General features: G+C 42.4%; 24 protein-coding genes. 5 read left to right on the top strand and 19 right to left on the bottom strand.

Features of this window, described 5'->3' with window-relative positions; translation table 11 throughout:
• The 12 genes from UYC_RS0107740 to UYC_RS0107685 all read right to left on the bottom strand — a co-directional run bounded on the left by UYC_RS0107740 (position 1) and on the right by UYC_RS0107685 (position 12,172).
• On the bottom strand, positions 1-1,047 hold the full coding sequence (locus UYC_RS0107740) for a cysteine hydrolase family protein (protein WP_016877390.1): 1,047 nt from the start codon (positions 1,045-1,047) through the stop codon (positions 1-3).
• A 310-nt stretch (positions 1,048-1,357) separates the two neighbouring features.
• Positions 1,358-2,983, bottom strand: a complete 1,626-nt coding sequence (locus UYC_RS0107735; protein WP_016877391.1) for an alpha-keto acid decarboxylase family protein — start codon at positions 2,981-2,983, stop codon at positions 1,358-1,360.
• Between the two features lie 190 nt (positions 2,984-3,173).
• Positions 3,174-3,581: a nuclear transport factor 2 family protein gene (locus UYC_RS0107730; RefSeq protein WP_016877392.1), complete on the bottom strand. Its 408-nt coding sequence runs from the start codon at positions 3,579-3,581 to the stop codon at positions 3,174-3,176.
• Between the two features lie 533 nt (positions 3,582-4,114).
• Positions 4,115-5,038 (bottom strand): manganese catalase family protein, encoded by a 924-nt coding sequence (locus UYC_RS0107725; protein WP_016877393.1) that lies wholly within the window; start codon positions 5,036-5,038, stop codon positions 4,115-4,117.
• 241 nt (positions 5,039-5,279) lie between these two features.
• The gene (locus UYC_RS0107720) at positions 5,280-5,621 is read right to left on the bottom strand and encodes a cupin domain-containing protein (protein WP_016877394.1); all 342 of its coding nucleotides are present in this window, start codon (positions 5,619-5,621) and stop codon (positions 5,280-5,282) included.
• Between the two features lie 36 nt (positions 5,622-5,657).
• On the bottom strand, positions 5,658-6,236 hold the full coding sequence (locus UYC_RS0107715; protein ID WP_016877395.1) for an HdeD family acid-resistance protein: 579 nt from the start codon (positions 6,234-6,236) through the stop codon (positions 5,658-5,660).
• The gene (locus UYC_RS0107710; protein WP_016877396.1) at positions 6,233-7,402 is read right to left on the bottom strand and encodes a zinc-dependent alcohol dehydrogenase; all 1,170 of its coding nucleotides are present in this window, start codon (positions 7,400-7,402) and stop codon (positions 6,233-6,235) included. Before UYC_RS0107710 ends, UYC_RS0107715 begins: the two co-directional genes overlap by 4 nt.
• 270 nt (positions 7,403-7,672) lie before the next feature.
• A complete protein-coding gene (locus tag UYC_RS0107705; RefSeq protein WP_016877397.1) occupies positions 7,673-8,287 on the bottom strand; it encodes a hypothetical protein in 615 nt (204 codons plus the stop codon).
• Positions 8,288-8,417: 130 nt separating this feature from the next.
• A complete protein-coding gene (locus tag UYC_RS0107700) occupies positions 8,418-9,587 on the bottom strand; it encodes a zinc-dependent alcohol dehydrogenase (protein ID WP_016877398.1) in 1,170 nt (389 codons plus the stop codon).
• 101 nt (positions 9,588-9,688) lie between these two features.
• Positions 9,689-10,384, bottom strand: a complete 696-nt coding sequence (locus UYC_RS0107695; protein ID WP_016877399.1) for an SRPBCC family protein — start codon at positions 10,382-10,384, stop codon at positions 9,689-9,691.
• Between the two features lie 130 nt (positions 10,385-10,514).
• Positions 10,515-11,603, bottom strand: coding sequence for a DJ-1/PfpI/YhbO family deglycase/protease (locus tag UYC_RS0107690; RefSeq protein ID WP_016877400.1), 1,089 nt, complete (start codon positions 11,601-11,603; stop codon positions 10,515-10,517).
• Positions 11,604-11,770: 167 nt separating this feature from the next.
• Entirely contained in the window at positions 11,771-12,172 is a 402-nt protein-coding gene (locus UYC_RS0107685) for a DUF2267 domain-containing protein (protein ID WP_016877401.1), read from the bottom strand.
• Between the two features lie 654 nt (positions 12,173-12,826).
• On the opposite strand from UYC_RS0107685, the gene UYC_RS0107680 reads away from it, so the two are divergent.
• Positions 12,827-13,303 (top strand): DUF6335 family protein, encoded by a 477-nt coding sequence (locus UYC_RS0107680; RefSeq protein ID WP_016877402.1) that lies wholly within the window; start codon positions 12,827-12,829, stop codon positions 13,301-13,303.
• A gap of 92 nt (positions 13,304-13,395) precedes the next feature.
• Here the strand turns inward: UYC_RS0107680 and UYC_RS0107675 are convergent, their stop codons facing one another.
• Positions 13,396-14,274, bottom strand: coding sequence for an SDR family NAD(P)-dependent oxidoreductase (locus tag UYC_RS0107675; RefSeq protein ID WP_235083038.1), 879 nt, complete (start codon positions 14,272-14,274; stop codon positions 13,396-13,398).
• Between the two features lie 223 nt (positions 14,275-14,497).
• Between UYC_RS0107675 and UYC_RS0107670 the strand changes: the two genes are divergently transcribed.
• Positions 14,498-14,989, top strand: a complete 492-nt coding sequence (locus tag UYC_RS0107670) for an orange carotenoid protein N-terminal domain-containing protein (protein WP_016877404.1) — start codon at positions 14,498-14,500, stop codon at positions 14,987-14,989.
• A 282-nt stretch (positions 14,990-15,271) separates the two neighbouring features.
• On the opposite strand, the gene UYC_RS0107665 is transcribed toward UYC_RS0107670, so the two are convergent.
• A complete protein-coding gene (locus UYC_RS0107665; RefSeq protein ID WP_016877405.1) occupies positions 15,272-16,189 on the bottom strand; it encodes an alpha/beta fold hydrolase in 918 nt (305 codons plus the stop codon).
• Between UYC_RS0107665 and UYC_RS39860 the strand changes: the two genes are divergently transcribed.
• Positions 16,188-16,313 (top strand): hypothetical protein, encoded by a 126-nt coding sequence (locus UYC_RS39860; RefSeq protein ID WP_268744639.1) that lies wholly within the window; start codon positions 16,188-16,190, stop codon positions 16,311-16,313. The two genes, UYC_RS0107665 and UYC_RS39860, sit on opposite strands and share 2 nt — an antisense overlap.
• A gap of 30 nt (positions 16,314-16,343) precedes the next feature.
• Here UYC_RS39860 and UYC_RS0107660 read toward each other — a convergent pair whose 3' ends face one another.
• The 3 genes from UYC_RS0107660 to UYC_RS0107650 all read right to left on the bottom strand — a co-directional run bounded on the left by UYC_RS0107660 (position 16,344) and on the right by UYC_RS0107650 (position 19,432).
• Positions 16,344-17,171, bottom strand: coding sequence for an SDR family oxidoreductase (locus UYC_RS0107660; RefSeq protein WP_016877406.1), 828 nt, complete (start codon positions 17,169-17,171; stop codon positions 16,344-16,346).
• Positions 17,172-17,289: 118 nt separating this feature from the next.
• The gene (locus UYC_RS0107655) at positions 17,290-17,553 is read right to left on the bottom strand and encodes a hypothetical protein (RefSeq protein ID WP_016877407.1); all 264 of its coding nucleotides are present in this window, start codon (positions 17,551-17,553) and stop codon (positions 17,290-17,292) included.
• Positions 17,554-17,812: 259 nt separating this feature from the next.
• Positions 17,813-19,432 (bottom strand): mechanosensitive ion channel family protein, encoded by a 1,620-nt coding sequence (locus UYC_RS0107650; protein WP_016877408.1) that lies wholly within the window; start codon positions 19,430-19,432, stop codon positions 17,813-17,815.
• A gap of 668 nt (positions 19,433-20,100) precedes the next feature.
• On the opposite strand from UYC_RS0107650, the gene ahcY reads away from it, so the two are divergent.
• Both ahcY and UYC_RS0107640 read left to right on the top strand, forming a co-directional pair.
• A complete protein-coding gene (ahcY, locus tag UYC_RS0107645; protein WP_016877409.1) occupies positions 20,101-21,378 on the top strand; it encodes an adenosylhomocysteinase in 1,278 nt (425 codons plus the stop codon).
• Positions 21,379-22,112: 734 nt separating this feature from the next.
• Positions 22,113-23,933, top strand: a complete 1,821-nt coding sequence (locus UYC_RS0107640) for a c-type heme family protein (RefSeq protein ID WP_016877410.1) — start codon at positions 22,113-22,115, stop codon at positions 23,931-23,933.
• Here UYC_RS0107640 and UYC_RS0107635 read toward each other — a convergent pair.
• Positions 23,925-24,230, bottom strand: coding sequence for a chaperone modulator CbpM (locus tag UYC_RS0107635; RefSeq protein ID WP_016877411.1), 306 nt, complete (start codon positions 24,228-24,230; stop codon positions 23,925-23,927). The genes UYC_RS0107640 and UYC_RS0107635 overlap by 9 nt on opposite strands.
• Entirely contained in the window at positions 24,227-25,219 is a 993-nt protein-coding gene (locus UYC_RS0107630; protein WP_016877412.1) for a DnaJ C-terminal domain-containing protein, read from the bottom strand. Before UYC_RS0107630 ends, UYC_RS0107635 begins: the two co-directional genes overlap by 4 nt.
• Positions 25,220-25,259 lie beyond the last annotated feature (40 nt).

Genomic DNA, 25,259 nt, shown 5'->3' with positions numbered 1-25,259 from the left:
CTAAATCTTGATACCCCCCCAAGAGGTTATTGACTCCGTAGACTTCACTAAATGCATTCCTGCGTCGGCAAAGCGTTGAAAAGCGGCGTTGGCTTGGTCGGTAAAATCTACTACACCTGGAACAACTACCGGAGAAGTGCAATCCTCCAAGAGATAAACTTTTTGGGCTAGTTTAGGATCTTGAGCTTGAATTTCTGTTAGCAAGTCATCTATCGTCCAAGCGACACAGTGGCTCTTTGCCTGCCCAGCGATAATCACTGCGTCAAATTCTAGTAATTTTTGAATAAAGCGGGTATTTTTCTCGGCAATAGGACGACCGTTTACATCATCTAACACCTCTGGACACAGTACGGAGTAATTTTCTGTGAGCGGATTACCGCCTTTAATCTCAATATTGGTTTGACTGTGGCGAGCGATCGCATGAAAGAAACAGGCTTCTTCAACTGCTGACACCAAAGCGTGACCAATGCCGCCCAGCATAGAATGATAAGGCCAAATAGTGAGTGGGTACTTGCCATCTTTACTCAAGCGTTGGGTGTAATGCAGAGCATAAGATTGCAATCCCATGTAGTCACCTTGAGCAATACTGTAGGCTATTGCTGGATTCACCTGCCATTTGCCCTGTTGCACATCAGCAAAGGAAATCATCGTCATCGGTGCGGGATGCTCTCCGGCATCGTTCACCCAGAAAACAGGGTGAAAAATTTGCATAGCTGTGTGAGTATCCATTGTTGGGGCAATTTCCGTAATTACATTTAAATTGCGATAAATGAACTCACATAACCGCACGTTGTCTTCCACCGCACCTATACCAGAGCGTCCACTGACGAATAGCTCAAAATCAGGAATGCAGAAGGTATTTTGCACATCGATCGCCATTAGCAAAATGCGAGTTTTATCCTCAGCAGCAGGTTGGAGTTGGTGCCGCTTTGCCCAATCTTTTGCTTGTGCTGCTCTTTCTTGGTAAGGAACGCGCCAGACTTCGCCAACACGGCGGGCATCGAAATGACTGGGAATGGGAAGTTGGGTAATAGTTTGAGCGCTCATGGGTATATTTGTGTCTTGAAAATAGGGGCTAGGGACGCTTAGGCTAGGGGCTAGAGAAAAAGAGTTTCATTCACTTATTGTGTAAACTATTACATCACCTTTTAGTATGCAAAGATTTTTAACAGCAGAATGCTTGCAAAAGTAGCTTTAAAGTTTGACTCGACTTTAACTAAATTAGGTAGCGTAGGCAAGTTGATTTAACTGAATCACGACGATAAACGCCAATCATAGTCATTGGTAATTAGTCATTAGCTTTCCCCCCTGCACCTGAAGTCCCTCTGCCTAATTCCTACCTTCTGCCTTGGCGGCTTTACCCTTTTAACGTCTTTGCAAACAAGTAAGCTACCCGTTGCGAGGCAGGCGATAAATCATCGGGCGAGATGCGAACATCAAGGATGCTAAAAGTATCACTCTCACGTGCTAGGTGAAATGCCTGACGAAGTTGCTGGGCTGTTTCGATCACAAAGCCTTGACCGCCTAAAATCTTGGCGAACTCCGCGTAGTTGATACTAGAGATATTGACAAAATCTGCATTCTGGTGACCCATCATCCGCAGTGAGGCAAACGAACTGTTGTTAACGACAATTACAATTGGGTTCAACTCCAGTCGTTTAGCTGTCAGCAACTCCATGCCAGTCATCTGAAATGCTCCGTCACCCACTAGAGCGATCGCCCGCCGGAATGGATCTGCTAGCTGTGCGCCAATCGCGCTGGGTACTCCGAACCCCATACTCGCATAAAACGCCGGGCATAAGAACGATGTACCCTCTTGCGTTTGGATGTCATCTGCCGCAAACAAAACATCTCCGGCATCTGTCACTACCACTGTATTACTGTCAATGAATTGATTGAGTTCGTAAAGCAGACTGCTCATCGACATCTTGCCATTGGCTGGAGCGACTCGCGGCTTCATGGGTGTGATGCCAGATGGATTATGATGCGGTAGTTCCTTGCTGCTGCATAAGGCTGTAATGAAATCCTCCAACCGCACATTTGGATATTCGTGATGTTTGATGGCAATACGCTCAGAGGTGACGTAGATTGTGCTGGCGGGGTTGAGGTGAGCACTAAACAGACCTAAATTAAAGTCTGTCATAAACGCACCCAGCATCAGCAGGCAATCTGACTCTTCAACGATATTCCTGACGTAGGGATGTCCCACCTCACCGTTATAGACGCCGATATACTGAGGATGCCCTTCCGGAAAAACAGATTTTCCCAACATTGTGGCGCAGACTGGCACACCTAATTTCTCAGCCAGCATCACAATTTTCTCCTGCAACCAGAAGCGGTGAACTTCAACACCAACAAGCATGACTGGTGATGCCGCTCGGTTTAGCATCTCCAGTGTTTCGGCGATCGCTTCTGTCAGTGCATCTGAGTCTGTACGCTTAATTGGGGGTGGTTGATGTTCTGCCTCTTCAATCTCCGCGTAAACCATGTCTCGCGGGATTTCCAGATAAACAGGACGCTTAAACGTGATTGCGTAGTCAAGAGCGCGGTGGATGTCGGCATCGGCTGTGGTGGGGTTGTCTAGCGTCTTGGCATAAAGGCTGACTTCTTCGTAAACGCGCCGCTGTGTATCAAAGGTTTTTACCTTGTGGTGCAGCAAGTCTCGCTCTCGTCTTTCCCGCACACCGGGGCTGCCGCTCAAGACAACTAAGGGCGACTTCTCAGCATAGGCACCCGCCACAGCATTTACCATGTTCAATCCACCGACGCTGTATGTGACGACAGCTAATCCTAAACCACGGATGCGAGCATAGGCATCAGCAGCGAAGCCAGCACATGGCTCGTGAGTCATTACAATTGGTTTAATTTTGCTCTCTGCCAGCGCATCGTATAGCGTTAGTGCAAAGTCGCCAGGGATGCCAAATGCGTGTTGTACGCCCTGGTTGTGTAATAGTTCAAATATATGCGGCGCTAGTTGGGGCATTTTTACTTACCTCCCGAATGCTGTCTGCAAGTAAACTATCGAGTTTAATTCAAAATACAAAATTAATAAGAAAATTAATTTTGAATTAATTAATTTTGAGTACAAGCTCTCGCTAAATTTTGATTCAGCAGCCTACAATTAGTGGTGCTTTATTGCTCCCACTGATTGTAATTTTGAATTGATTTAACATCTATGCCTTGACATAACTACCACCTAACATAAGATAAGTACGTCTGTTTTGTACTTTGCCTTCATCATTGAATGTAAAGAAATCAGCAAAGCTTACCTTTTTAGGTTTGCCATCTGCTCCTTTGCCCCTAAATATTCCTTCCACAATGGCAGTTCGACCTATAATCCAAAGGTTTTTGATTTCATGATGCCCTGTGATTTTACGCTCATTTTTATAAAAGTTCTCAAGCGCCTTTATTCCACTAAAAACTTCCTCGCAACGTGCATAGGATGCAGTTTCAGAAAATAAATTTAAGACTTCATTAATCTTTTGCTCATCTATTAGTTGATAGTAGTTGAGAACGATACTATGCAAGGAAATTTTTGACTCTATACTATATTTATATACAGATTGATTTTGGAGTTTCATAATTTCTATACTCCATTAAATTTTTGATAAAAATCTTAAGTATAGCCACACAAACACATAGACCTTCGTAAGCTGATGTTAATTGTCAGCTAAATAGTCAATGTAAAGCTTTATATTTACTACTGTAAATATTTTTGTTTCAGATTAAGCTAATTATATTTGTCGTGATGCCAATATCACGTATAGTATTTTGGTTCTTAAATTTAGACTGATATCTGTTAAACTTGAGTCTCAAATAACTACCTATATAGGTATCTTTCCACTCCACTAATAGTTGACAATATTCAACTTTTGTGAAGAAAAGACATAATATTTATTACAATTTATTCACATCAGTTTAGTACTTGGTCTAGTAATTTATGTCTATTTACTAATATTTTATCTTAAAAAATAAGAATGAGCCTTGACTAAAATATCTTCATACAAGAGCAATAAGAAAACTGGCAGCTAGGAGTAAGTGCCAGTTTATAGGGTATTGTGTTGAGCAAATGCGTTATTCAATTTTGGATTTCGGCGATACTATCCACCAATCATTAACCGATAATCTTGCGATCACTCGCCTTTTGTTGCCCTTGATCTTGTGTCTGTCGAAATTGGGGCGTACCGTACAATCGTGGTTCGGGTTGAGCGGGTGGTGTAGGTTCTGGCCCTAAAGGTTGGGGATGTTTAACGTACTCAAACTCGCCTTTGCCGTCCATTGAAGGGCCTTTTGCCCAGCGTCCTTCAGCACTTTCAGTTCCTTCAGAATGATTCCAGAACTGGTAAGCAAACTCGCGCTTTTCTAATTCCAATGGGAAGGCACTGGGAACGGGAGTATCTTCTAGTCCCTCTGCTTTCAAATCTTCAATAGCTGCTAGCCACTGGTTTTGATGCATAGTGTCGCGAGCGATCATGAAACTCAGGGTATCTTTCACACCCGGATCGTTAGTCATCTCATACAGACGTACTGCTTGCAAACGTCCCTGAGACTCTGCATGGAGATTTGATCGGAAGTCTGCCATTAAGTTACCACTAGCAACGATAAAGCGACCATTCCAGGGAAAACCAACGCTATCAGCTGGCATGGCACCCAAACCAGAAACGATGGCGTGTTGGGGATTCATCGCCGCCGCCATTACATCGGTAATTATATCCCGTGGATTGCTACCGCCCATAACCGCACCCACGACTGGGTCTTTAGCACCATCTTCTTGCAGTTTGATTGGCGCTTTATCCAACAGGTGAGCGATCGTTGTGGCCAGCATCTCAATGTGACCGATTTCCTCAGTACCGATATCGAGGAGCATATCCCGATATTTTGCAGGGCCTCGACAATTCCAGCCCTGAAACAGGTACTGCATCATCACGGTCATTTCCCCAAAGGTACCACCAATGAGTTCTTGAATCTTCTTCGCGTAGATCGGGTCTGGTTTTTCTGGCGGTTTGAAGTACTGTAGCTTCTTGGTGTGGTAAAACATTATTATTCCTTAATTAATTACAATCAGGGCTAGCACAAATACAAGCTCTTAGGTTTGTGCTGCCTATTCTTTATAGGAAACCTACTAAATCGTTGCTTTACATCATTCTCTAGTTACATAAAAAAATACGTAAAAATAATCATCCTGACTGAGGTTATTTCGCTTTTTGGCTTTGTCAGAAAAAACGCAGATCCCCGACTTTGACTAGAAGCCGGGGATCTTACAGCGCACATTTCACAAGTTAATTTTCATCTCGTCCGTGAACTTGGGCAGGCGGACTGGTTGCCTCTACGGCAGTGAATGGTTCTAAGATTTTGTAGGTGTGAGAAGCTCCTTTTGGCACTACCCAAGAATTCCCTGTTTCGAGCAACACTGTTTGACCTTCAATGTGCAATTCAGCACGCCCCTTAATTACATAACCAACAGTTTCATACTCTCGTGCTGTTTGTTCTTTTGGTTCGCCGGGTTGTTCATCTTCCCAAAGACGCATAGAAATAGATTTGCCAGAGGCGAGATATTTTTCTCCATGTTCACCTTTGGGAGAATGAGCAGAGTCAATCTTTGTAACAGTTGTATCAGGCATATTTTTTCCTCTTGTTTTTAAATTGCGTTCATCTAACTACATGACTGGCGGGCCTGGTATTTGCCAATTTCGCAACCGCAAAGCAAGAATTAAGAGCGTAATGCCAAATATAATTGCGTAAGCTCCTATCCCCCAGAGAATTGCTAAAGCACCTGCACCAGGCCAAATTGCCGCTAAAATGCCAAAGAGTACCGAGGCAATACCAGCGATCGCTAACAACCACTCATTCTCAATTTCTTTGCGCAGTTGAATAGCAGCAATAATTTCGAGAATGCCAGTAACAATAGCCCAAGCAGCAATGAAGTAAAGCAGTATTAAAGCCGTGATTCTAGGCCAGAAAAAGACCAACACACCAGCGATAATCCCTACTATTCCCTCAAACAACAGTAGCCATTTATTTTCTTCTGGCTCTCGACTCCCTAAGGCGGCGATTACAGCCAGAATCCCGCTCAACAGCACAAAGAAACCAAATAACGCTACCAGCACAGCAATGGAAATTGCTGGCCAAATAAAAACTGCCACACCAAAGAGAATTGCCAACACACCACGTAATGCTAGCGTCCACCAATTGCGAGCTAGCAGAGTTCCAATTCTGCGGTTGGGGGGTTGCCTCATGGTTTGAGCACTACTTTAATACAGTTGTCTTTTTTGTGCTTGAAAATCTCGTAACCGTGAGGTGCTTGTTCTAGGGGTAGGCGATGAGTAATCACGAATGATGGATCGATATCACCTTTTTGAACGTGCTCTAGTAAGGGGCGCAAGTATTTGTGGACGTGGGTTTGTCCCATCTTAAATGTCAGCCCTTTGTTGAAAGCTGCACCCATTGGAATTTTGTCAAGGAAACCACCGTAAACACCCGGAATCGATACATGACCGCCCTTGCGACAGGTAAGGAGTACTTGCCGGAGTGCTGTTGGTCGGTCTGTTTCCAGGCGTACTGCTTGCTTAACCCGGTCGTAAAAAGCATCGAAATTGGTACCGTGTGCCTCCATACCGACTGCATCAATAACAGCATCAGGCCCGCGCCCGCCAGTCATTTCTTTGAGAACTTCCCCTGGATCGACCTCTTCATAATTGATAGTTTCCGCACCGCTATAACTCTCAGCTAAACGCAAGCGTTCTGGAATGCGGTCAATACCAATCACACGTTCTGCACCCAAAAGAAAAGCACTTTTGATGGCAAATTGTCCGACCGGGCCGCAACCCCAAACTGCAACAATGTCTCCTGGCTTAATGTGGCAATTTTCTGCTGCCATGTAGCCAGTGGGAAAAATATCAGTGAGAAAGAGTACTTGGTCGTCTGTTAAACCATCGGGAATTTTGAACAAGCCAATGTCAGCAAAGGGTACGCGGGCATATTCTGCCTGTCCGCCTGCATAGCCACCCAACATATGAGAGTAGCCAAATAAACCCGCCGGCGAATGTCCCATCAGCTTTTCAGCCATCCAAGCATTGGGGTTGGAATTATCGCATAGCGACCATAAATCGCGGTTGCAAAAAAAGCAATTACCGCAAGAAATAGTAAAAGGAACGACCACGCGATCGCCTATTTTTATATTCTTGACCTCGCTACCCAGTTCAACGACTTCCCCCATAAATTCGTGGCCAAGGATATCGCCCTTTTCCATCGTGGGGATAAAGCCGTCATAAAGATGCAGATCGGAACCACAAATCGCTGTGGAGGTAATTTTTATAATTGCATCACGGGGATTTAAAATTTTTGGATCTGGGACAGTTTCGACTCGAACATCCTTGGCACCATTCCAACAAACTGCTTTCATAATCAATATGTAAATTTCAACATTTGACCCCCCTGTTCTAGCTAAGGTGTACACGCAAATCCCTTTTTTCTCTTTCCCAGGCTGGAGCCTGGGAAAGCATTGATTTAGGCTCTGCCTGATGAAGAGGCGGAGCCTCACAGTTTTCATCACCATGCAGAGCATGGTAATGAGAAAAAATAGACTTGTGTGTACACCCTAGCCTGCTCTAGCGGAGGTACAGTAAAGCTGGGGGTATATATTATATAGACCCAACTTCATTCAGAAACGGCATTATTTATCGAGTGGTTTTTGGTAATATCTTGGATCTCGATACTCTTGCCGTTGGGAATAATCTGGTTGATTTTGCCCACCAGTTAATGACTCAACTGCCTCTCCAACTTTTTCTTTGGCTGACTGGATAAAGTCTTTTGTAGCTTTGGGTGCTGGCTCATCAAGATTAAGGCGATCGCGAACGTTCTCAGCAGTATCTTTCAGATTTCTTTTCGCACTATCTAACACTTGATTGGAAACGTTTTCATCTGGAGTACCTTTGTAATAGTAGCCATAGGGAGACTTCACAGTTTCACCACTATTATTAAGACTACCTTGTGAATATCTATCGCTACGTTCTAACTGTTGATTATCGTTTCTGCCTTGATTGAAAATGTTTCTATCTCGGTTGGAAATATTTCTGTCTTGATTGAAAATATTTCTATCTTGAGTAGAAATGTTTTCATCAGGTGTACCTTTGTAATAATAACCGTATGGAGATTTCACGGTTTCATCAGCTAGAGCTTGCGCTGTGTTACCAAAAGCCTGCATGATAAAAACAGCTAATCCTAACACAAAAATTGTGAGAATTTTATGCAAGCGCAGATTTTTTAGTACAGAAATTAATTTGTTCATAAATATCCTCCGATTAAATCGTTTAATTGTTAGTAGATAGTAGATAGTTGTTGACTGCTAATTGTTAATAGCTAATAGCTAATTGCAATTAACCATTAACTATTCACCATTAACAACCAACCAAATCTGTTTACGGTTTCAGCAGAACTTTGATGCAGTTATCCTTTTTATGTTTGAAAATTTCAAAGCCCTGCTTCGCTTCTTCTAGAGGTAAGCGATGGGTAAAAACTTGCGACGGATCGATTTTGCCTTCCAAGACATAACCCAATAACAAGGGCATATACTTCTGACCGTGCATTTGCCCCATTCTGAAAGTTAAAGCCTTGTTGAAGGCTGCGCCCATTGGAAGTTTATCTACAAAGCCACCATAAACTCCCATGATTGAGAGAGTGCCGCCTTTACGACAGGCAAGCATCATTTGCCGCAGTACGTGCGGGCGATCAGTTTCCAGTCGTACCGCTTGCTTGGCTTCATCGTAAAATCCTTCTAAACCTGTGCCGTGAGCTTCTAATCCAACTGCGTCAATACACGCATCAGGGCCTCGTCCTCCCGTCATTTCTTTAAGGGCTTCCCCTGCATCTATTTCCTCATAGTTAATGGTTTCCGCTTTGGCAAAGTCTTTGGCCATTTGCAGGCGTTCGGGGAAACGGTCGATACCAATCACTCGTTCTGCACCCAACATATAGGCACTACGCATGGCAAACAATCCCACAGGGCCGCAACCCCAAACCGCTACAATATCTCCAGGTTGAATATCGCACAAATCTGCTCCCATGTAGCCGGTGGGGAAAGCATCGGAAATGGGCAGCAATTTTTCATCAGAAATCCCTTCTGGAACTTTGATTGCACCGAAATCAGCAAACGGCACGCGCACGTATTCTGCAAAGGCTCCTGCATAACCACCAAAGGCGTGGGAATAACCGAAGATACCTGATGTTCCAAACCCATAAACATTTTCTTGCATCCAAGCGTTGGGGTTGGAGTTATCACAAAGCGACCACATTTGATGTTGGCAATAGTGGCATTGACCGCAGCCAATAATTGAAGAGACAACAACGCGATCGCCCTTGTTTAAAAGCTTGACTTCACTGCCAATATCAACTACCTCTCCCATGAATTCGTGACCGATAATGTCACCAGGTTGCATTGTTGGGATATAGCCGTCATAGATATGCAGGTCAGAACCACAGATAGTTGCTGATGTAATTTTGAGAATAGCGTCACGCGGATTAAGAATTTTCGGATCGGGAACTGTTTCTATCCGCACATCATTGGCACCGTGCCAGCAAGCTGCTTTCATATCAATTTAGACTCTAGATTTTGGCTGGGGACTAGGAATGTATAGGGGACAGGGGACAGGTTACAGGTTATAGGGAAAAACTGTCACCTGTAACCTATTCCCTATTTCCCTGTTGGCTGCCCTTCGGTTGTAGCGATTTCACCTGCTTCCATCAGCATTTTGAAACGGCGTAATTCATCACCAATCTGTTGTTCTGGTTCTTCACCAAAGAGTTTGGCTACAGCGGCTCCCAACGCTCCGCCAGGTGGATTATATTCCATAACAACTTTTACTTCAGTGCCGCGATCGCCTGGTGCTTTTGTGAAGCGGACAAAACCAGAGTTGTCAACATCTGCCCCTTCTACCGATGCCCAAGAAATAAACTCGTTTTCACGGTCTTCTAGAATATCTGCATCCCACTCTACGCTTTGACCTAAGGGTGCATTGGCTATCCAATGAGAACGCTTATCGTTATACACTTTTACAAACTTGAGATGTTTCATGAATCTAGGTAGATTCTCGAAATTGTGCCAAAAGCGGTAAAGTTCATCTGCCCCTTTATTTATTGTTACCGTCTTTTCAACTCTGATAGCTTGACTCATGCCGATTGCTTCCTGCACTTGTTTTGCTGTGCTTTGTTTAGTCGCACCCTGATAAATTAAACCTCCACCCGCCAGTGCCATCAATGCGCCCTTGAGCGATCGTTCTCTTAAGCCCATTAGCACCAAGGCACCACCACCAATTAAAGAAGCCCAACGTTCGGCTTCACTAGCTTCACCTTTACCACCGCTCAACTCATTTCCAGATGTTGATGTCACTTGTATATCTCCTTCACTAAGCGAAAAGGGTATCGGGGATTGGGAAGAGGACACGGGGAGATGGAGACGCGGGGACGCGGAGAATTCTGATTCACGTTCTAGCCCCTAGTCCCTAGCCCCTAGTCCCTACCTAGCTCACCGCTGCCCCTGTAGTAGGCTGAGTCGGCTTCACCTGTGCGCCCATTCGTGCCCGATACAGATCCGCTAGACGCTGCTCGTACATCAACAAATCTTGGTGAATTTCTGTGAAAATCCTAGTTGATACTGGATCGGTAAGTGCTGCACATAAATTGCCAATATCACCTATACCAGTTTGCAAATCACCCAAGGCGGAACGTAACTGATAAATATCGTCACTACCTGTAAAAGTAGTTTTCACCTTGGCATACTTGTCAGCAATATTGGCAGCTAAGGAAGGTTTTTCTCCAAGTTCGTTCAGTCGTCCTTCCAATCTTTGGATATGACGTTGTCTCAGTGGAACCATCTCTTGAAACAGAGATTTTACTTGTGTATCTGATTCTTTTTCAATGTATTTTTCTAGTGCTTCTAGTGCATAGCGTTCACCAGCTAAGGCAGTATTCAAAGCTTTAGTTATCTCACCTTTGGTAGAACCACCCCAAGCATCAGCCAGTTTCCACCATTCTGCTGTTTGGTCATTTTCCTGAGGTAATGCAGCTTCTTTACCGCCATATCCCAAACGGCTCAAAATAGCTGTGGTAAATATAGCTAAGTCTCCAGGTTGACGAGATGTAATTAAGTTACCGTCAATTACCAAGGGTTCATCTATGTAATTCGCACCAGCGTTGATCATGTCCTTGCGAATTGCAATGAAGCCAGTAGCTTGTTTACCTTTGAGCAAATCACCTTCAATTAAAAGTTGCGGGCCATGGCAAACTGCGGCTACTAATTTTCCTTGCTGCATCGCTTCTTGGACAAAGCGTACCATGTTGGGGTTCCGTCGCATTTTGTCGGGAGCCATGCCACCGGGAATAATGACAGCATCAAATTCAGCAGCCACTGCTTCGGTTGCCGTTCCATCAGGCTGCATGGAAACTTTATTGTTTTTTCCATGATATTTTTCGTTCATGCGGGAACCAAGGACAACTACTTCCATCCCCGCCTGTTTGAGCGCATTGTATGGTACTTGAAATTCTGAATCCTCTACACCGTTTTCAATGAGGATAGCGACTTTTTTCTTGTTGGAATTGTTAAGTGCCATTGAATTTCCTTGTATTTTTTTTACAACTTGATATTAGTTATTTCAGTAAAGGTTATTGACCTCTAGTTACGAGTGATACTGTATTCATTCCAAACTCATAACTTCTTCTACGGGCGACTTGACGTACTTTGTAAAAAGCTTTGCAGAGTGCGTCTAAACCCCTACTTTTATGCAGGTAGTTCACTACTTGGAGAAATAGGAAACAGTTCTGCATAATCTTCTGAAAAATTATGTTGAAAATCAGCAAATTCGCCAGGTGTGACTGCATCTTGTAAGACTGTGAATACAGAGCGGATATGTATCACTGCCGCAGTTGGGTCAACACCTTCTTTTTCACTTACCTTAGATATAAAATCTTGCATAGAAAATGCTTGACCACTCTCACCTTCTCGACCACGTAAGTATCCTGCCAACTCTTCTGGTAACTGCGCAGCTAAGTGATTAGCTTCATCGCCAACTATCCGCTCTCTAATTGTTTCTAGTGTTGCACGGGTAGCACGTTCTGCCTCTTCACGAGAATTTAATTGAGCAACACTTTCAACGTGTTTAACAAACTCGTCATATTTCACCTTTCTACCTCCGCTAACGATATTAAATTAATATTTATTTGTTAGCTGTTTAGTTTAACTAGGATACTAAAATTAATTTTTATGAATTTGACAATATCTAAAATTGATACAACTTTTTTAGAAAGATAGATGAAAATAAAATAATAGCTGTCTCAATTAAAAAATGGCTAGAATTTATAAAATGAAGCTCTACTACATTCTATTAAAGATTATTTAATTGAACAGAGGAGACTCCTTTTATAAACCCTAGCTCAATCCTATGTGACTTGACCATGAACTCTTAGTTATACAAACATTTTGGATTTTGATATTTTAGATTTCTTCATTCAATAGAAATATTCATTAATATGAATTTGATATGTCTTAGGAAAGAAACAAAAAATATTTTTGCTTGAAGTCTAGATTAAAAAAATAGTTATGAGCTATGATTTTTCTAAGGCAAAAGAAAAATAATTTATGCCTGTGTTTCATAACTCATAACTTTAGATGAAGTGGCTATAGCGTGGATTCACTCTTTTAAGGTTATGCAGAAATTTCTATTTGCTCTTCGCTCCAAAGAGTGAAATTCTTTTCATCCTAAAGGGATAGAACTTTAGGACGACAAACGTTGGAAAATAAAGCGTTATCGTGAGGGTGCAGAAAGGACAAGTATTTATGGTAAATCCACAATCTCAACAAGATTATCAAGCTCAAGAAGATTTAGAAGCTCAACTCAATCAAGTAGATCCAGACAAGCAACCCCAACAGGAAGATTTGCGATCGCAAATTTCTGACTTACCCCAGGAAATTACAGAATCTTACGGCACTGGTGTGAAGGATGAGCCAGGTTATAACATAGGCGATCGCAAACAACGGTATCAGACACAGGGGAACGCAGAAGCTAGCCCAGAAATAACAGGGGGTGATATAGATGCAGCTTGGGAACTAGAGGCAGACGTAGGTGATGAAGCAGTTGGTGGCACTGCCCCTACTCCCGATCAAGATATTGTTGATGAACTTGGTGCTGCTGTCGGACTAGAGATGGATGATAAGGCATTCCTGCGAACAAACGAAATTTTAGAGCAGCGCGACGACAGGCGTTGGGAATTAGATCCTACATCTAGCGAAGATTATGAGAAGCGAGGGGAATGATTGACGCGGGGAGGGTGAGAGGCGGTGACGCTTGTGAAGACGCGGAGAAATTATCAAACATATTTCTCCGTGTCCCCGTGTCCTCTTTCTGCCTACATCCGTGACTGTGTTTCCTTATTCTCCAAACCTTCGCGAGAATGATCGAGGCGTAATTCACCCTTTGGTTCAGAACGCAACCAGAATGGAGTTTCTTTGCCAACAGCTCCTTTGGCGACAGTGACACCACCATCAGCTAGCCATAATGCACCCGTTACGTAACTTGCTTCATCAGAAGCGATAAAAGCGTAGACATTTGCCATTTCTTCTGGTGTACCGCGTCGCCCCATTGGTGTGGCTTGAATGAGAGTCTTTTCCATCTCGGTGTTCATTGGCCCTTCTTCTTTGTGTGTCCAAGCAGTATCAATTGCGCCAGGGCATACACAGTTAGCTCGAACACCATGTTTGGCTTGTTCTACAGCAACACCCTTCATAAATGAATGCATCCAGCCTTTGGTGCCGCCGTATGGTGTATTGTATGCTAAACCATTAAAGCCTGCTTCCGAACCAGCCGAGACAATGTTACCCCGTGTTTTTTGCAGGTGTGGCAGTGCGTATTTTGTCATTAAAAATGCTGAACGTAGATTCATGCGGATGGTTTCATCGAATACCTCAACAGGATAGTCTTGAGTTTCGGCTGTAGCGAGAAATACTCCAGCATTGTTAATTAGAATATCTAACTTACCGTAGGCGTTAATTGCTGTTTGCACGCAGTTTTGAGCGTGAAATTCTTGTGAAACATCACCTGCATAGGCGATCGCTTTGCCGCCATAATGTTTAATTTTTTGCGCCACATCTTCAATTGGATCGTCTGCTAGTCCATTGACAACAACAGAAGCACCTTCTTTGGCAAATTTATGGGCAATAGCCTCTCCAATACCAGCACCAGCACCTGTGATAATAGCCACTTTGCCTTCTAAACGTCTATCCATCATTAATCACCTTATGAATATTTAGCTAGCGATGTGATTGCTAATAGCAAATTATTTATTCTCATTAGTCATTCACCATTAGCTATTAACCATTAGCCATTTTTATTTTTCAATTGTTCTTCTCTTTGATTGAGATACATCTGTCTTCAGTAGGGTTCGATTTCAAAGTCTACTTTGATAACTTTGCTAGTAGTGTTAAGTAATGTAATTGCAATCGGAGTTCATAATGACATTTACTCAATCTAACGATCCAAATATTCGCGAACACGTACAGGCTTTTCAAAATTTACCAGTAGATGAACAGCTAGCATTGTTCTGGTTTATCTACAAAGAAATGGGTGATTCTATTACTCCTGCTGCTCCTGGTGCTAGCACAGTTTCGCCAGAAGTTGCTGAAGGTTTGTTTAATCAAGTTAAGGAATTATCTCATGAAGAACAACTACAACTTCAGCGAGACTTGATTAATAAAGCAGATAATCAATTAGCTCGTGAGTACGGCTCTTTTAGCGACACTACCAAATTACTATTTTGGTATCGCCTTGCCCAAGGAATGGAGAACGCTACAATCATTCCAATGCCTGCTAATTACGAACTTTCCTCACAAGCTCAAGAACTTTTTAACAAGATTAAACAGTTAGATTTTGGTCAACAGATTACTCTTTTCCGCGACTATGTATCGCCGATGGGTGCTCAACCAAAAGCAGGTGCTGAAATTTAAAAATCTTGGTGAAAGTTGTAAAATTTTCGTTGCTTCCTAAACGCAATCATCAAACATATTGAATACAGGGGGAAAACTTATGTTTTCTTCCCTGTATTATCTTTTATAAATTGCTGATTTATTGTTTGGTTAGATTAAAATATTGCACAATTCTCAATAAAAGGTGGGCACTGCCCAAAATCTAAAAATAGGTATTTCAGACAAGTTAGACGGTGTCTACCCTACAAAAATAGCTAATCGTAACTACAAGCAATGGGTTAATTTAATATTTAAGAACACAATTTAATCGGAATCTATTTCATTTATAAATGGCGATATCGTATTTACAAACTCAGTTGTAGACTCATATGGTAGAATATTTCGACCAGGAACTTTTTTCCCGCGCCCTTGAGGTAAAGCTGTGAGATAGTCAGCTAACCACTCATCTGCTGTAAGTTTTTTCCCTTCTTGAGAAATACTCGATACTTTTTCACCTATAACTACCAATGTTGGTTGCTGAATAGAGACAACTGCACTACTATAATCCTTTAACCAAAAGCCAGCCAAAAAAGAAAAAACTGCATAGCGACTGGTAATATCTTCTGCACCTTTACGTAAAGTATCTAACCATTCTGAATCAATATCATCGGCAGATTCAAATAACTGTTTAGTTGAGAAATCACGTAAAAATTTCTCTCTGCGGGCATAGCGATAAAAAAGATTACCCAAAGGAGAATTTAAAAAGTTCCAAACACCTTTTTTTTGCCACTCTGGTGCTTCTTTCTTAATTAATGGCCAAGCAGGAGGAGTAGCAAGTACTAATCCAGCAATTAAATTTGGTTCTTTTTTAACTAATTCGATTGCAACTGCAAATAAAGCACCTTGTACTACGACAACTACAGGTTTTTGTACTACTGTTTGTAAAAAATGTTGTAACTGTTCTGCCCAATCAGTTGGAGTACAAGCGACATGGGGTTTCTCGCTCTCGCCGCAACCGAGTAAATCAGGATTATAAATTTGATTGCTATTTCCTTGCTGATACCATTCCCGACAAAATCGCTGCCAAAATTGTCTTGATAAACCAACACCGATAGGATGAATTAACAGTAAATGAATACCCGTAGGTGTTGAATTGCTTGGATTATAAACTTCATACGCACAATAATAATTATGCCAGGTATAAAACTGAGTAGAAGATGCTAGTTTATCTTGAGTAATCATGGGAATTTATCGGAAACAACTGTCATTTTATCTTAGAGAAAAGCAGAAAGTACTTACATCATCTCTAGCTTTAATGACTGATAATGTCTTGATGGAAAAAGCTTCAGATTTATCTGTGGGATAAACCAAAATCTGAAATTCTGTTAGCGGATGACTAGCTAAAAAGCATTTGTGGATGAATAAACTTGTATCCGGCTTCTTTTATTTTTTTATTTGACACTTTAGCGTTATAGGAACGCTTACTGCTTGGGGAAGAATCCCATGTAACTTTGGGTAGATTGTGGATTTCGCACACGCGATTAGCAATTTCACCATTTGTGAGATTGTCGTCATCCACAAGATTATAAATACCTTGAAAGCGGTGGCGGCGGGCAAACTCGATCGCAGCAACAATATCATCAAGATGAATCCAGTTGGCTGGTTCATTACCACTACCCGGACGAGTTGTACCAGCAAGTCTTTGATATATTTTTACCAGTTCTCGACGAGGGCCATAAATTCCGCCTAAACGTAGGATACAAATGCGGAGATTTTCACTAGATGCCGAAAGCAGTACTTGCTCAGTCTCGCTGAGAATTGTTCCACTAGGAGTTGTCGGTGCAACTGGCGTTTCTTCATCTACCAATGCGCCGTGTTGTTCACCATACACAGAACAACTACTTGTGTATATCAGTTGCTGAACGCTTGGTGTCTGCTTTAAGACTGAAACTAACGCCTGGGCAGTCTGTAAATAAGTTTCTTCGTAGGTGCCACTCCCTTTTGTAGCAACACTCAAAAGTACAGCATCTTGATTTTTTAAGACTGATTTTAGCCCTTCTGAGTCACTTCCTTGGACTGTTACAACTCGTTGAGCTAGTGATTGTAATTCTGGAACTCGTTCAGGAGTTGTTGTGGTAGCAGTGACAACTAAAGTCATTTTTTGTTGCCAATGACGAGCAACAGCAGAACCTACATAACCACAACCAATGATTGCAACGTTCATGGGAATTTATACAAAAGAAGGATATTTAGTAGAGATGCGCGTGTCACGTCTCTACAATTAACCATTATCCTTGTTCACCTTCCCTAAGTTGCTTTAACACCTTCAGCTTATATTTGTTCTAAGCTACTTCTCTTAATTGTGGCTTTTCATTCAGCTCTGGAACATTTAAAGACAGTTGTTCAGCTTGAGGCACTGCTGCTTGTTCTAAAACTTGTATTTCAATATTTACACTTACCAAATAACTGCCTGTGTCAGCACCGACTGCTTCAGAAACTAATTTTGCAAGATCTGGGCGCTTGGCAGTCAGTGGATCGCGTAAAATACACCGATCCCAATCGTGCTTGGCTGTCGGATTGAGGCTGAGAATATAGTGCTTTTTCATTGAACAGAACCCTTGAATCTATCTTCCAGAGGACTGTCACAGAGCCGCTTTATACTTGAGCAGGCTCTGTAGACGCTATTTTTCTATTATAGTACAAAAGTACTATAAAGATAGTAGATAGTGGTTAGTGGACAAGAGAACACTCTTGCTCTAGTTTTCGTTACCAGGTTCAACCTGGTAACGAAGAAAACGAGGAAAGAGCTGGTTACGAGGGTAGATAAGGGTTTAGTTTGTGGGCTGCTGTCTCCCCCACCACTAACTAGTTTGTCTTTCCATCAGCTTGAGATTTGAGCAGGTGAGCATCATTTACCCAGACAGTTTGTTGTGGTACAGGAATGGTTATTCCAGCTTTGTCGAAGGCTATTTTTAAGCGTCGGCGGAATTCGCGTGCCACATCCCATTGTTTGAGTGGCTGTGTTTTAATCCATACACGAATCAATAAACCGCGATCGCCAAAATTATCTATTCCCAAAACTTGCGGTGTTTCTACAATTGGAAGTTGCCATTTCGGATCTTGATCCATTTCTAGGGCAACATTTTTGATTAATTGCAAAGCTTCGTCAATATCAGCTTCGTAGGCAACCGGAATAGTTAAATCGGCTCTCGACCAACGACTAGAAAGATTGGCAACTATTTTAATTTCACTGTTGGGGATAGTAATTAAGCGTCCTTCCGAATCTCGAAGTTGAGTCATGCGTAGATTCAAATTTTCTACCAAACCTCCCACATTGCCCACGTTAATTACATCACCAAGAGCGTATTGATCCTCTAAGATAATTAGAAAACCGTTAATTGCATCTTTAATTAAGCTTTGGGAAGCTAGAGATATAGCTACACCCACTAAACCAGCACCCGCTAGCAATGGAACAATATCTATACCCAAAGAGATGAGAGCAAATAAAGTACCAACTCCTAATAAAGCAACCCCAACAATACCTTTAGCGACTCCAGAAATGGTAGAAACTCGTAACTGCAACCTTTCAGAACTTTCTGGAGTTAGCAAAGCACTACTACTGACAAAAGCAGAAGTGAAGCGATCAATCAGGGCATAGCTAAGACGGATAGCTACATAAGTTCCAATTCCCACAGCAGCCAATTTTAAAGGAATTTGTAAACCGATGAAAATTCCTAATTGCAGCGATCGCGTATAGGGAAATAAGCCAAGTATGAAAAAAGTTCCTCCTCCCCAAAGCGTCGTTTGAGCTAGCTGATGCAGCCGTCTTTTTACTTCTTCAAGATGTTGATGATGTTGTTGATTGAGCTGGGAAGTAATTGGTCTAGCTGCGCTTGAAGTCGGGGAGGCTAGCTGTAGTGAATGCCGTTTTGAGCGTTGCCGCCACTGATAAAGCCCCCAACTGATGACGATCACGCCGAGTCCAGTCGCGGTAGCAATTGCGCCTTGGCTAAGTAGAAACTCAGTTCGTCGTTCCTGTCTCGCCTGTTTTAAGTCTTCCTTTAAAATTTCGGAGATTTGGTTTGCCGCCGCCAAAGGATCTACCTGTCGCAGATTGGCATCTTGGGCAGTAACAGTCATTAGATATTGATTATTGACTGTGATGATAGGTAGTCCCTTGGTAGCGTCGATGTCTACATTGACTTCTTGGGAAGACGAATTCAAATAATTTTGGGTTGCTCTGTACAAATTACTCTGGATACTCTCCAAACGCTCAGTAAAATTCGCTCTTGGAGCGGATACCTGAAACAAGCGCCTACCATCCAAATAAACCCATCCTGTAACTATTCTGCTTTCTGGATCGGCTGGTCTTAAAGCAGGTGGTTGTAGGTTAGGGATAAAAGGAAACTGCGCTGTAGCTTTTGGCATTACTCCAATAGTTATAACCATTGAAGAAAAAGCGATCGCTACAAATTTAGAGCGCAATGGGCACCTCCTTGAGCTTTACAATACTGGGGATAGGGTACAGGTTACAGGGGATAGGGTACAGGGAAAAGGAATAAAGGATTCTCTTTATCTCTCATACTCCCCCACTCTCCGCGTCAATTATTCCCCGACTCTCCCTATCTTTACTAGTTCATTTCAATCCATGCTGGCAAATCAATTTAAGTAATTGTACCTGCCCATAGTCGAGTGTCTGTTAATCTTGACTTTAGAAAAATTTATTAAATTTTTCTAAATCATTAAAATTATCAAGCAATGTTTGTAGGGTGGGCACTGCCTAAAATTCCTCAAACCCTTATTTTTACGTTGTGAACAGTGCTCCGAAGTTCCCTGGGCGTGGGAAACCCTTACTTACGTTTATCCGCCTACCCTACGGGAACCCCTTCGGGGTACGGCGTCTACGGCAGTTGCTACAACGCTCTTAACCCGACGCCAGGTGCTACAACGGGGGGAACCCCCAAGGGCGCACTGGCTCCGCAACGCACTGCCTCACTGCAGGACTTCTCTCCACCTTACGGTTCTTTCCTCTGCCTTAAAGATGAATTTTAAGAAAGAAGCTTAAATCTTAGCTGAGTTTGCCAGTCTTAGAATAATCTAGTAGAGTGCGTAAGCATTTACGCAAATTTTTTACTTTTTTGAGGAACTATTTGATGACTGCAACATCTCCCCGATTAAAGCACGAGGTTAAAGACCTCGCCCTAGCTCCCTTGGGAAGACAGCGCATTGAATGGGCTGGACGCGAGATGCCTGTTTTGCGGCAAATTCGCGATCGCTTTGCTCAAGAAAAACCCTTTGCGGGTATTCGTCTTGTTGCTTGCTGTCATGTCACAACAGAAACAGCAAATTTAGCAATTGCTCTTAAAGCTGGTGGTGCAGACGCTGTATTAATTGCCAGCAATCCCCTTTCCACTCAAGATGACGTCGCTGCTTGTCTCGTCACTGATTATGAAATTCCTGTCTTTGCCATCAAAGGTGAAGATAACGAAACTTACAGCCGTCATGTTCAAATTGCTCTAGATCACCGTCCCAACATCATTATTGATGACGGTTGTGATGTGGTTGCTACCCTAGTCAAAGAACGCCAGCAGCAACTTGCTGACATCATCGGCACCACCGAAGAAACCACTACGGGAATTGTCCGGCTACGTGCCATGTTCAAAGATGGCGTCCTCACCTTCCCGGCTATTAACGTCAACGACGCTGATACCAAGCACTTCTTTGACAACCGCTACGGTACAGGACAATCTACACTCGATGGGATTATCCGCGCTACGAATATCCTACTGGCTGGTAAAACAGTTGTTGTTGTTGGTTACGGCTGGTGCGGTAAAGGTACTGCCCTGCGCGCACGGGGACTCGGCGCTAATGTGATTGTCACCGAAATTGACCCCATCAAAGCAATTGAAGCAGTGATGGATGGTTTCCGCGTCCTACCAATGGCAGAAGCAGCACCTCTGGGTGATTTATTTATCACCGTTACAGGCAACAAGCACGTTATTCGCGGCGAGCACTTCGACGTAATGAAAGACGGTGCAATTGTCTGTAACTCCGGCCACTTTGATATCGAAATCGACCTTGTGGCTCTGGGTGATAAAGCTAAGGAAGTAAAAACAGTACGTCCTTTTACTGAAGAATATCGCCTGCAAAATGGTAAATCAGTTGTAGTTCTGGGTGAAGGACGCTTGATTAACCTTGCTGCTGCAGAAGGACATCCTAGTGCAGTAATGGATATGAGCTTTGCTAACCAAGCTCTTGGTTGCGAATACCTAATTAAGAATAAGGGTAAGTTGGAACCCGGTATTCATGCAATTCCTACAGAAGTAGATCAAGAAATTGCACGCTTGAAATTGCAGGCAATGGGAATTAAAGTTGACACCCTGACGCCAGAGCAAATCGAGTACATGAACTCTTGGACTTCTGGCACCTAATCTTTACCGAGAATTTAATTACGGCAATAGGATAAAAGCTTAAGCTAGAACTAGGTTTTCTAAGGCTATTGCCTTGGGATAGGTTAATCACCTATCCCTTTTTTTATTTGTTTGCATTCAATCTCATCAGACGAATGAATCTATAGCAATTCAATTATTTTGAACATAGATTTTGTAAGAGTCTCAGATTTGTATCGGTGTGAACCAAAGTCATAAAATGTGAACTGGAGAAGCTATTTTCACTTCATCAATGATATAGCCGCATATTAGCCATATCCGAACTTAGAAATAATTTATAAACTAAACCTCAACTTGTAGAGTTGTTAAGTATAAGGCAGAGAGCAGAGGGCAGTAGACACGTAGACGCGTTCGCCGTAAGGCGTTGCGTTAGCTAGCGGCTTCCAAAGGTAGTGGCTTCCAAAGGTAGGCAGAAGGAAAAAAGTTTATATTATCTAGTTACTGGGCATAGGCATTTTACGTTTATTTACGTTTAATTATGTTCACCTACTTCAGCATTGCTTTAAGGCACTGCATTTCTGGGTGCGTTACTATACTTACTCCAAAATTCTGCTCATAGTGATGAAAATATAGTTTGGCTGGGGAATACTGAAATCAGGCTTCAATACACTCAATCAAAGCTATTTTGAAACATCTGCAAATCAAGAGAGTTAATAATTAGCTCATCTCATCTGCGGTGTGGATACATCCATGACTGAATATTAATATGTAAGATTATGATTTTATTAAAAAATAGAGGTTTATCTCTCCAGATAAAATTTATCATATCGATTGCGATTAGTTTAGTTATTTTTATGAGTATAGGTGCGGGTTACATAAACCATCTCCAAACTCAAATCTTTGAGCAGGAAGCACGAACCCGCAGCGAATTAGTTCTTCAATTTGGAGAAGCAAATCGCCTTTATGTTAATGAACAATTACGCCCATCAGTTCAAAAATATACCAAGGAATTTGTTTTAGAGGCAATGTCTGCCGCTTTCGCAACCAATAATATATTTAAGTATTTTAACAACCGATTTCCAAAATATATTTACAAACAACCCAGTCTCAATCCTTTGAATCCTCATAATCAAGCTGATGAGTTAGAAATTCAACTTATTAATAAGTTTAGAGATTCTCAAAATATTAAAGACTTGGTTGGCTATAGAAAGATAAATAATCAAGAACAGTTTTATGTTGCTCGACCAATTAAGGTAGAAGCAAGTTGTTTAAAATGTCACAGTAATCCTGAAACTGCTCCAAAAGAAGTTGTAGAGCGCTATGGAAAAACACAAGGCTATCATTGGCGTGTGGGAGATATTATTAGTGCTTTGATCATCTATATTCCCACTCAAGATCTGCGAATTCATCAAAGGGCAATGTGGGTAACTGTGTTGATCGTATTTTTGGGTTTGACAATTATTTTGCTTGGGTTAATCTCTATTCTGTTCGAGAAATTGGTGAATCGCCGGATTCGTAAAGTCGCAATTATTATGCGTCAAATCGGGTTGAATCCCAATTCAAATCTTAGAATTATCGATAGTTCTGCTGATGAGATTGGCACAATGGCGAAAGTCTTCAATCATATGTCAGATACGCTTGCAGACTCTCATGCCCATCTAGAGCAAAAGGTTGCGGAACGAACAGCAGCGTTAGAGAATGCTCTAAATGAACTTAAAACGACTCAAACTCAACTTATTCAAACTGAAAAGATGTCATCACTAGGACAACTAGTGGCTGGTGTGGCTCATGAAATTAATAATCCTATTAATTTTATTCATGGCAATGTTGCCCATTTAGATGGGTATACTCAGAATCTTTTAGAAATAATACAACTCTATCAATCTCAATACCCTCATCCTATATCCACAATAAAAGACAAAATAGCAGAATTCGATCTGGCTTTTATGAGTGAAGATTTGCTGAAGTTACTTTCATCAATGAAAGTTGGCACAGAACGAATTAGAGAAATCGTCAAATCCCTGAGAAATTTCTCCCGCTTGGATGAGGCTGAAATAAAGGAAGCTAATATTCATGAGGGGATTGACAGTACATTATTAATTCTACAAAATCGTCTTCATCAACCAGGCTGCTCGCAAATTGAAGTGATAAAAAATTATGGCAACCTACCACTAATAGAGTGCTATCCTGGTAGTTTAAACCAGGTATTTATGAATATTTTGGCTAATGCGATTGATGCTTTGGAAGAGGCGCTAGGGACTAGGGACTGGGGACTAGGAAGAACTTTTCCCAATCCCCAATTCCCAGTACTTAATCCCCAAATTAGCATTCAGACTGAAATGCAAGGAAATTTTGTATCGATCCACATCGCTGATAACGGGCAAGGAATGACGGAAGAAGTTTGCAAACGCGTGTTCGATCCGTTCTTCACAACAAAACCTGTAGGCAAGGGAACAGGTATGGGTTTGTCTATCAGCTATCAAATTATTACCAAAAACCACAAGGGCAGGTTGGAATGTTTTTCCACTCTTGGTGAGGGAACTGAGTTTGTGATTCAAATTCCCATCTGCCAAAGAGCCTCTGAGCCTTTAAGATGAGCGTGATTGGTAGGCTTGCAATTGCGCCCGCAGTTGGGCGATTTCTTCAGCCATATCTAATACCATTGCGGCTCCCACTAAATTGAGTCCTAAATCTCGGCGCAAACGCAAAATTTGACTAATCCGAGCAATATCGCGCGATCGCAACATGGAATTAATTGGTGAAATCAATCCTAGTGTGGCAAAGCGTTCGATCAGCACAGTTGATGTTTGTGTAACTAAAGCCGCATATTCAAATGTGTAGAGGCGATCGCCTTCTTCGGAGACAACCACCCGTGATAGCCCAGCTGAATTCATAATTTCACCTCTTGTAGAGCTGCACGCGGATCGAAACTGCTAGTGTCGCGAATTTTTTCATAGCACTCGCGTTCCACCTGGCTCAAATCTTTAGGAGATACAATCTGTAGTTTGATAATTAAATCAGTGCGCCCGTTTTTGGGCTGTTTCCATCCTTTACCGCGCAACCGCAAAGATTGTCCAGAACGCACGCCCGCAGGAATTTTCATCGTGACGCTACCATCGGGCGTAGGTACTTTAATTTCTGCTCCCAATACGGCTTCATCCGGTCGAATTGGAACCTCACAAGTGATATTATCGCCTTCAAATCGAAAGAATGGATGGGGCAAAACTTCAATTGTTAAATATAAATCTCCCCGTTGTTGAGAAAACGGGCTGGTACGCCCTTTGCCCTTGATGCGGAGGCGACTTCCGGGTTTAGCACCAGGAGGAATGCGCACAGTAACCGTTTCCCCATCGATTTGCAACCGCTTCTGCGTGCCGTGAAACGCTTCAGAGAAACTAAGGGCGATCGCTGCTTCTGTATCCGGAGCAGGTGCTTCAGTGGCAACATTTTCATAAAAATCGCCAAACCCAGGTTGAGCGTCTGTATAAGTGCGATAACTGTAAGTTCTGCCACCTCTACCAGCGCCACCAAAACGACCTAGCAGCTCGTTGATAAAATCATCAAAACTACCGTATTGATCGAAATCAAAGCCGCCAACATCTACTCTTGTACCCCGACTGCGCGGTGCTGCTCCAGTTGTCGCTGCTTGCTGCCAATATTGTCCAAAAGCATCGTATTTTTGGCGTTTTTCTGGATCGGAAAGTACTTCATTAGCTTCATTGATTTCTTTGAAGCGTTCCTCCGCTTCTTTATTTCCAGGGTTGATATCGGGGTGATACTTACGTGCCAGCTTGCGGTAGGCTTTCTTAATCTCCTCCGGTGTGGCATTTTTGCTCACCCCTAGAATTTGGTAATAGTCCTTGAAGTCGCTTGCCGCTGGCATAGCTGTTTTATTGCTGAATCGAAAAACCTGACTTTAGTTT

The organism is Chlorogloeopsis fritschii PCC 6912, assembly GCF_000317285.1.
Classification (GTDB): Bacteria; Cyanobacteriota; Cyanobacteriia; order Cyanobacteriales; family Nostocaceae; genus Chlorogloeopsis; species Chlorogloeopsis fritschii.
This window is presented reverse-complemented; position numbering and strand designations above follow the sequence as displayed.

What these genes read in the sequence shown, in the direction of transcription:
- UYC_RS0107740 (WP_016877390.1), bottom strand. Translation starts at nt 1,047, where the DNA reads ATGAGCGCTCAAACTATTACCCAACTTCCCATTCCCAGTCATTTCGAT.
- UYC_RS0107735 (WP_016877391.1), bottom strand. Translation starts at nt 2,983, where the DNA reads ATGCCCCAACTAGCGCCGCATATATTTGAACTATTACACAACCAGGGC.
- UYC_RS0107730 (WP_016877392.1), bottom strand. Translation starts at nt 3,581, where the DNA reads ATGAAACTCCAAAATCAATCTGTATATAAATATAGTATAGAGTCAAAA.
- UYC_RS0107725 (WP_016877393.1), bottom strand. Translation starts at nt 5,038, where the DNA reads ATGTTTTACCACACCAAGAAGCTACAGTACTTCAAACCGCCAGAAAAA.
- UYC_RS0107720 (WP_016877394.1), bottom strand. Translation starts at nt 5,621, where the DNA reads ATGCCTGATACAACTGTTACAAAGATTGACTCTGCTCATTCTCCCAAA.
- UYC_RS0107715 (WP_016877395.1), bottom strand. Translation starts at nt 6,236, where the DNA reads ATGAGGCAACCCCCCAACCGCAGAATTGGAACTCTGCTAGCTCGCAAT.
- UYC_RS0107710 (WP_016877396.1), bottom strand. Translation starts at nt 7,402, where the DNA reads ATGAAAGCAGTTTGTTGGAATGGTGCCAAGGATGTTCGAGTCGAAACT.
- UYC_RS0107705 (WP_016877397.1), bottom strand. Translation starts at nt 8,287, where the DNA reads ATGAACAAATTAATTTCTGTACTAAAAAATCTGCGCTTGCATAAAATT.
- UYC_RS0107700 (WP_016877398.1), bottom strand. Translation starts at nt 9,587, where the DNA reads ATGAAAGCAGCTTGCTGGCACGGTGCCAATGATGTGCGGATAGAAACA.
- UYC_RS0107690 (WP_016877400.1), bottom strand. Translation starts at nt 11,603, where the DNA reads ATGGCACTTAACAATTCCAACAAGAAAAAAGTCGCTATCCTCATTGAA.
- UYC_RS0107680 (WP_016877402.1), top strand. Translation starts at nt 12,827, where the DNA reads ATGGTAAATCCACAATCTCAACAAGATTATCAAGCTCAAGAAGATTTA.
- UYC_RS0107675 (WP_235083038.1), bottom strand. Translation starts at nt 14,274, where the DNA reads ATGATGGATAGACGTTTAGAAGGCAAAGTGGCTATTATCACAGGTGCT.
- UYC_RS0107670 (WP_016877404.1), top strand. Translation starts at nt 14,498, where the DNA reads ATGACATTTACTCAATCTAACGATCCAAATATTCGCGAACACGTACAG.
- UYC_RS39860 (WP_268744639.1), top strand. Translation starts at nt 16,188, where the DNA reads ATGGGAATTTATCGGAAACAACTGTCATTTTATCTTAGAGAAAAGCAG.
- UYC_RS0107665 (WP_016877405.1), bottom strand. Translation starts at nt 16,189, where the DNA reads ATGATTACTCAAGATAAACTAGCATCTTCTACTCAGTTTTATACCTGG.
- UYC_RS0107660 (WP_016877406.1), bottom strand. Translation starts at nt 17,171, where the DNA reads ATGAACGTTGCAATCATTGGTTGTGGTTATGTAGGTTCTGCTGTTGCT.
- UYC_RS0107655 (WP_016877407.1), bottom strand. Translation starts at nt 17,553, where the DNA reads ATGAAAAAGCACTATATTCTCAGCCTCAATCCGACAGCCAAGCACGAT.
- ahcY (WP_016877409.1), top strand. Translation starts at nt 20,101, where the DNA reads ATGACTGCAACATCTCCCCGATTAAAGCACGAGGTTAAAGACCTCGCC.
- UYC_RS0107640 (WP_016877410.1), top strand. Translation starts at nt 22,113, where the DNA reads ATGATTTTATTAAAAAATAGAGGTTTATCTCTCCAGATAAAATTTATC.
- UYC_RS0107635 (WP_016877411.1), bottom strand. Translation starts at nt 24,230, where the DNA reads ATGAATTCAGCTGGGCTATCACGGGTGGTTGTCTCCGAAGAAGGCGAT.
- UYC_RS0107630 (WP_016877412.1), bottom strand. Translation starts at nt 25,219, where the DNA reads ATGCCAGCGGCAAGCGACTTCAAGGACTATTACCAAATTCTAGGGGTG.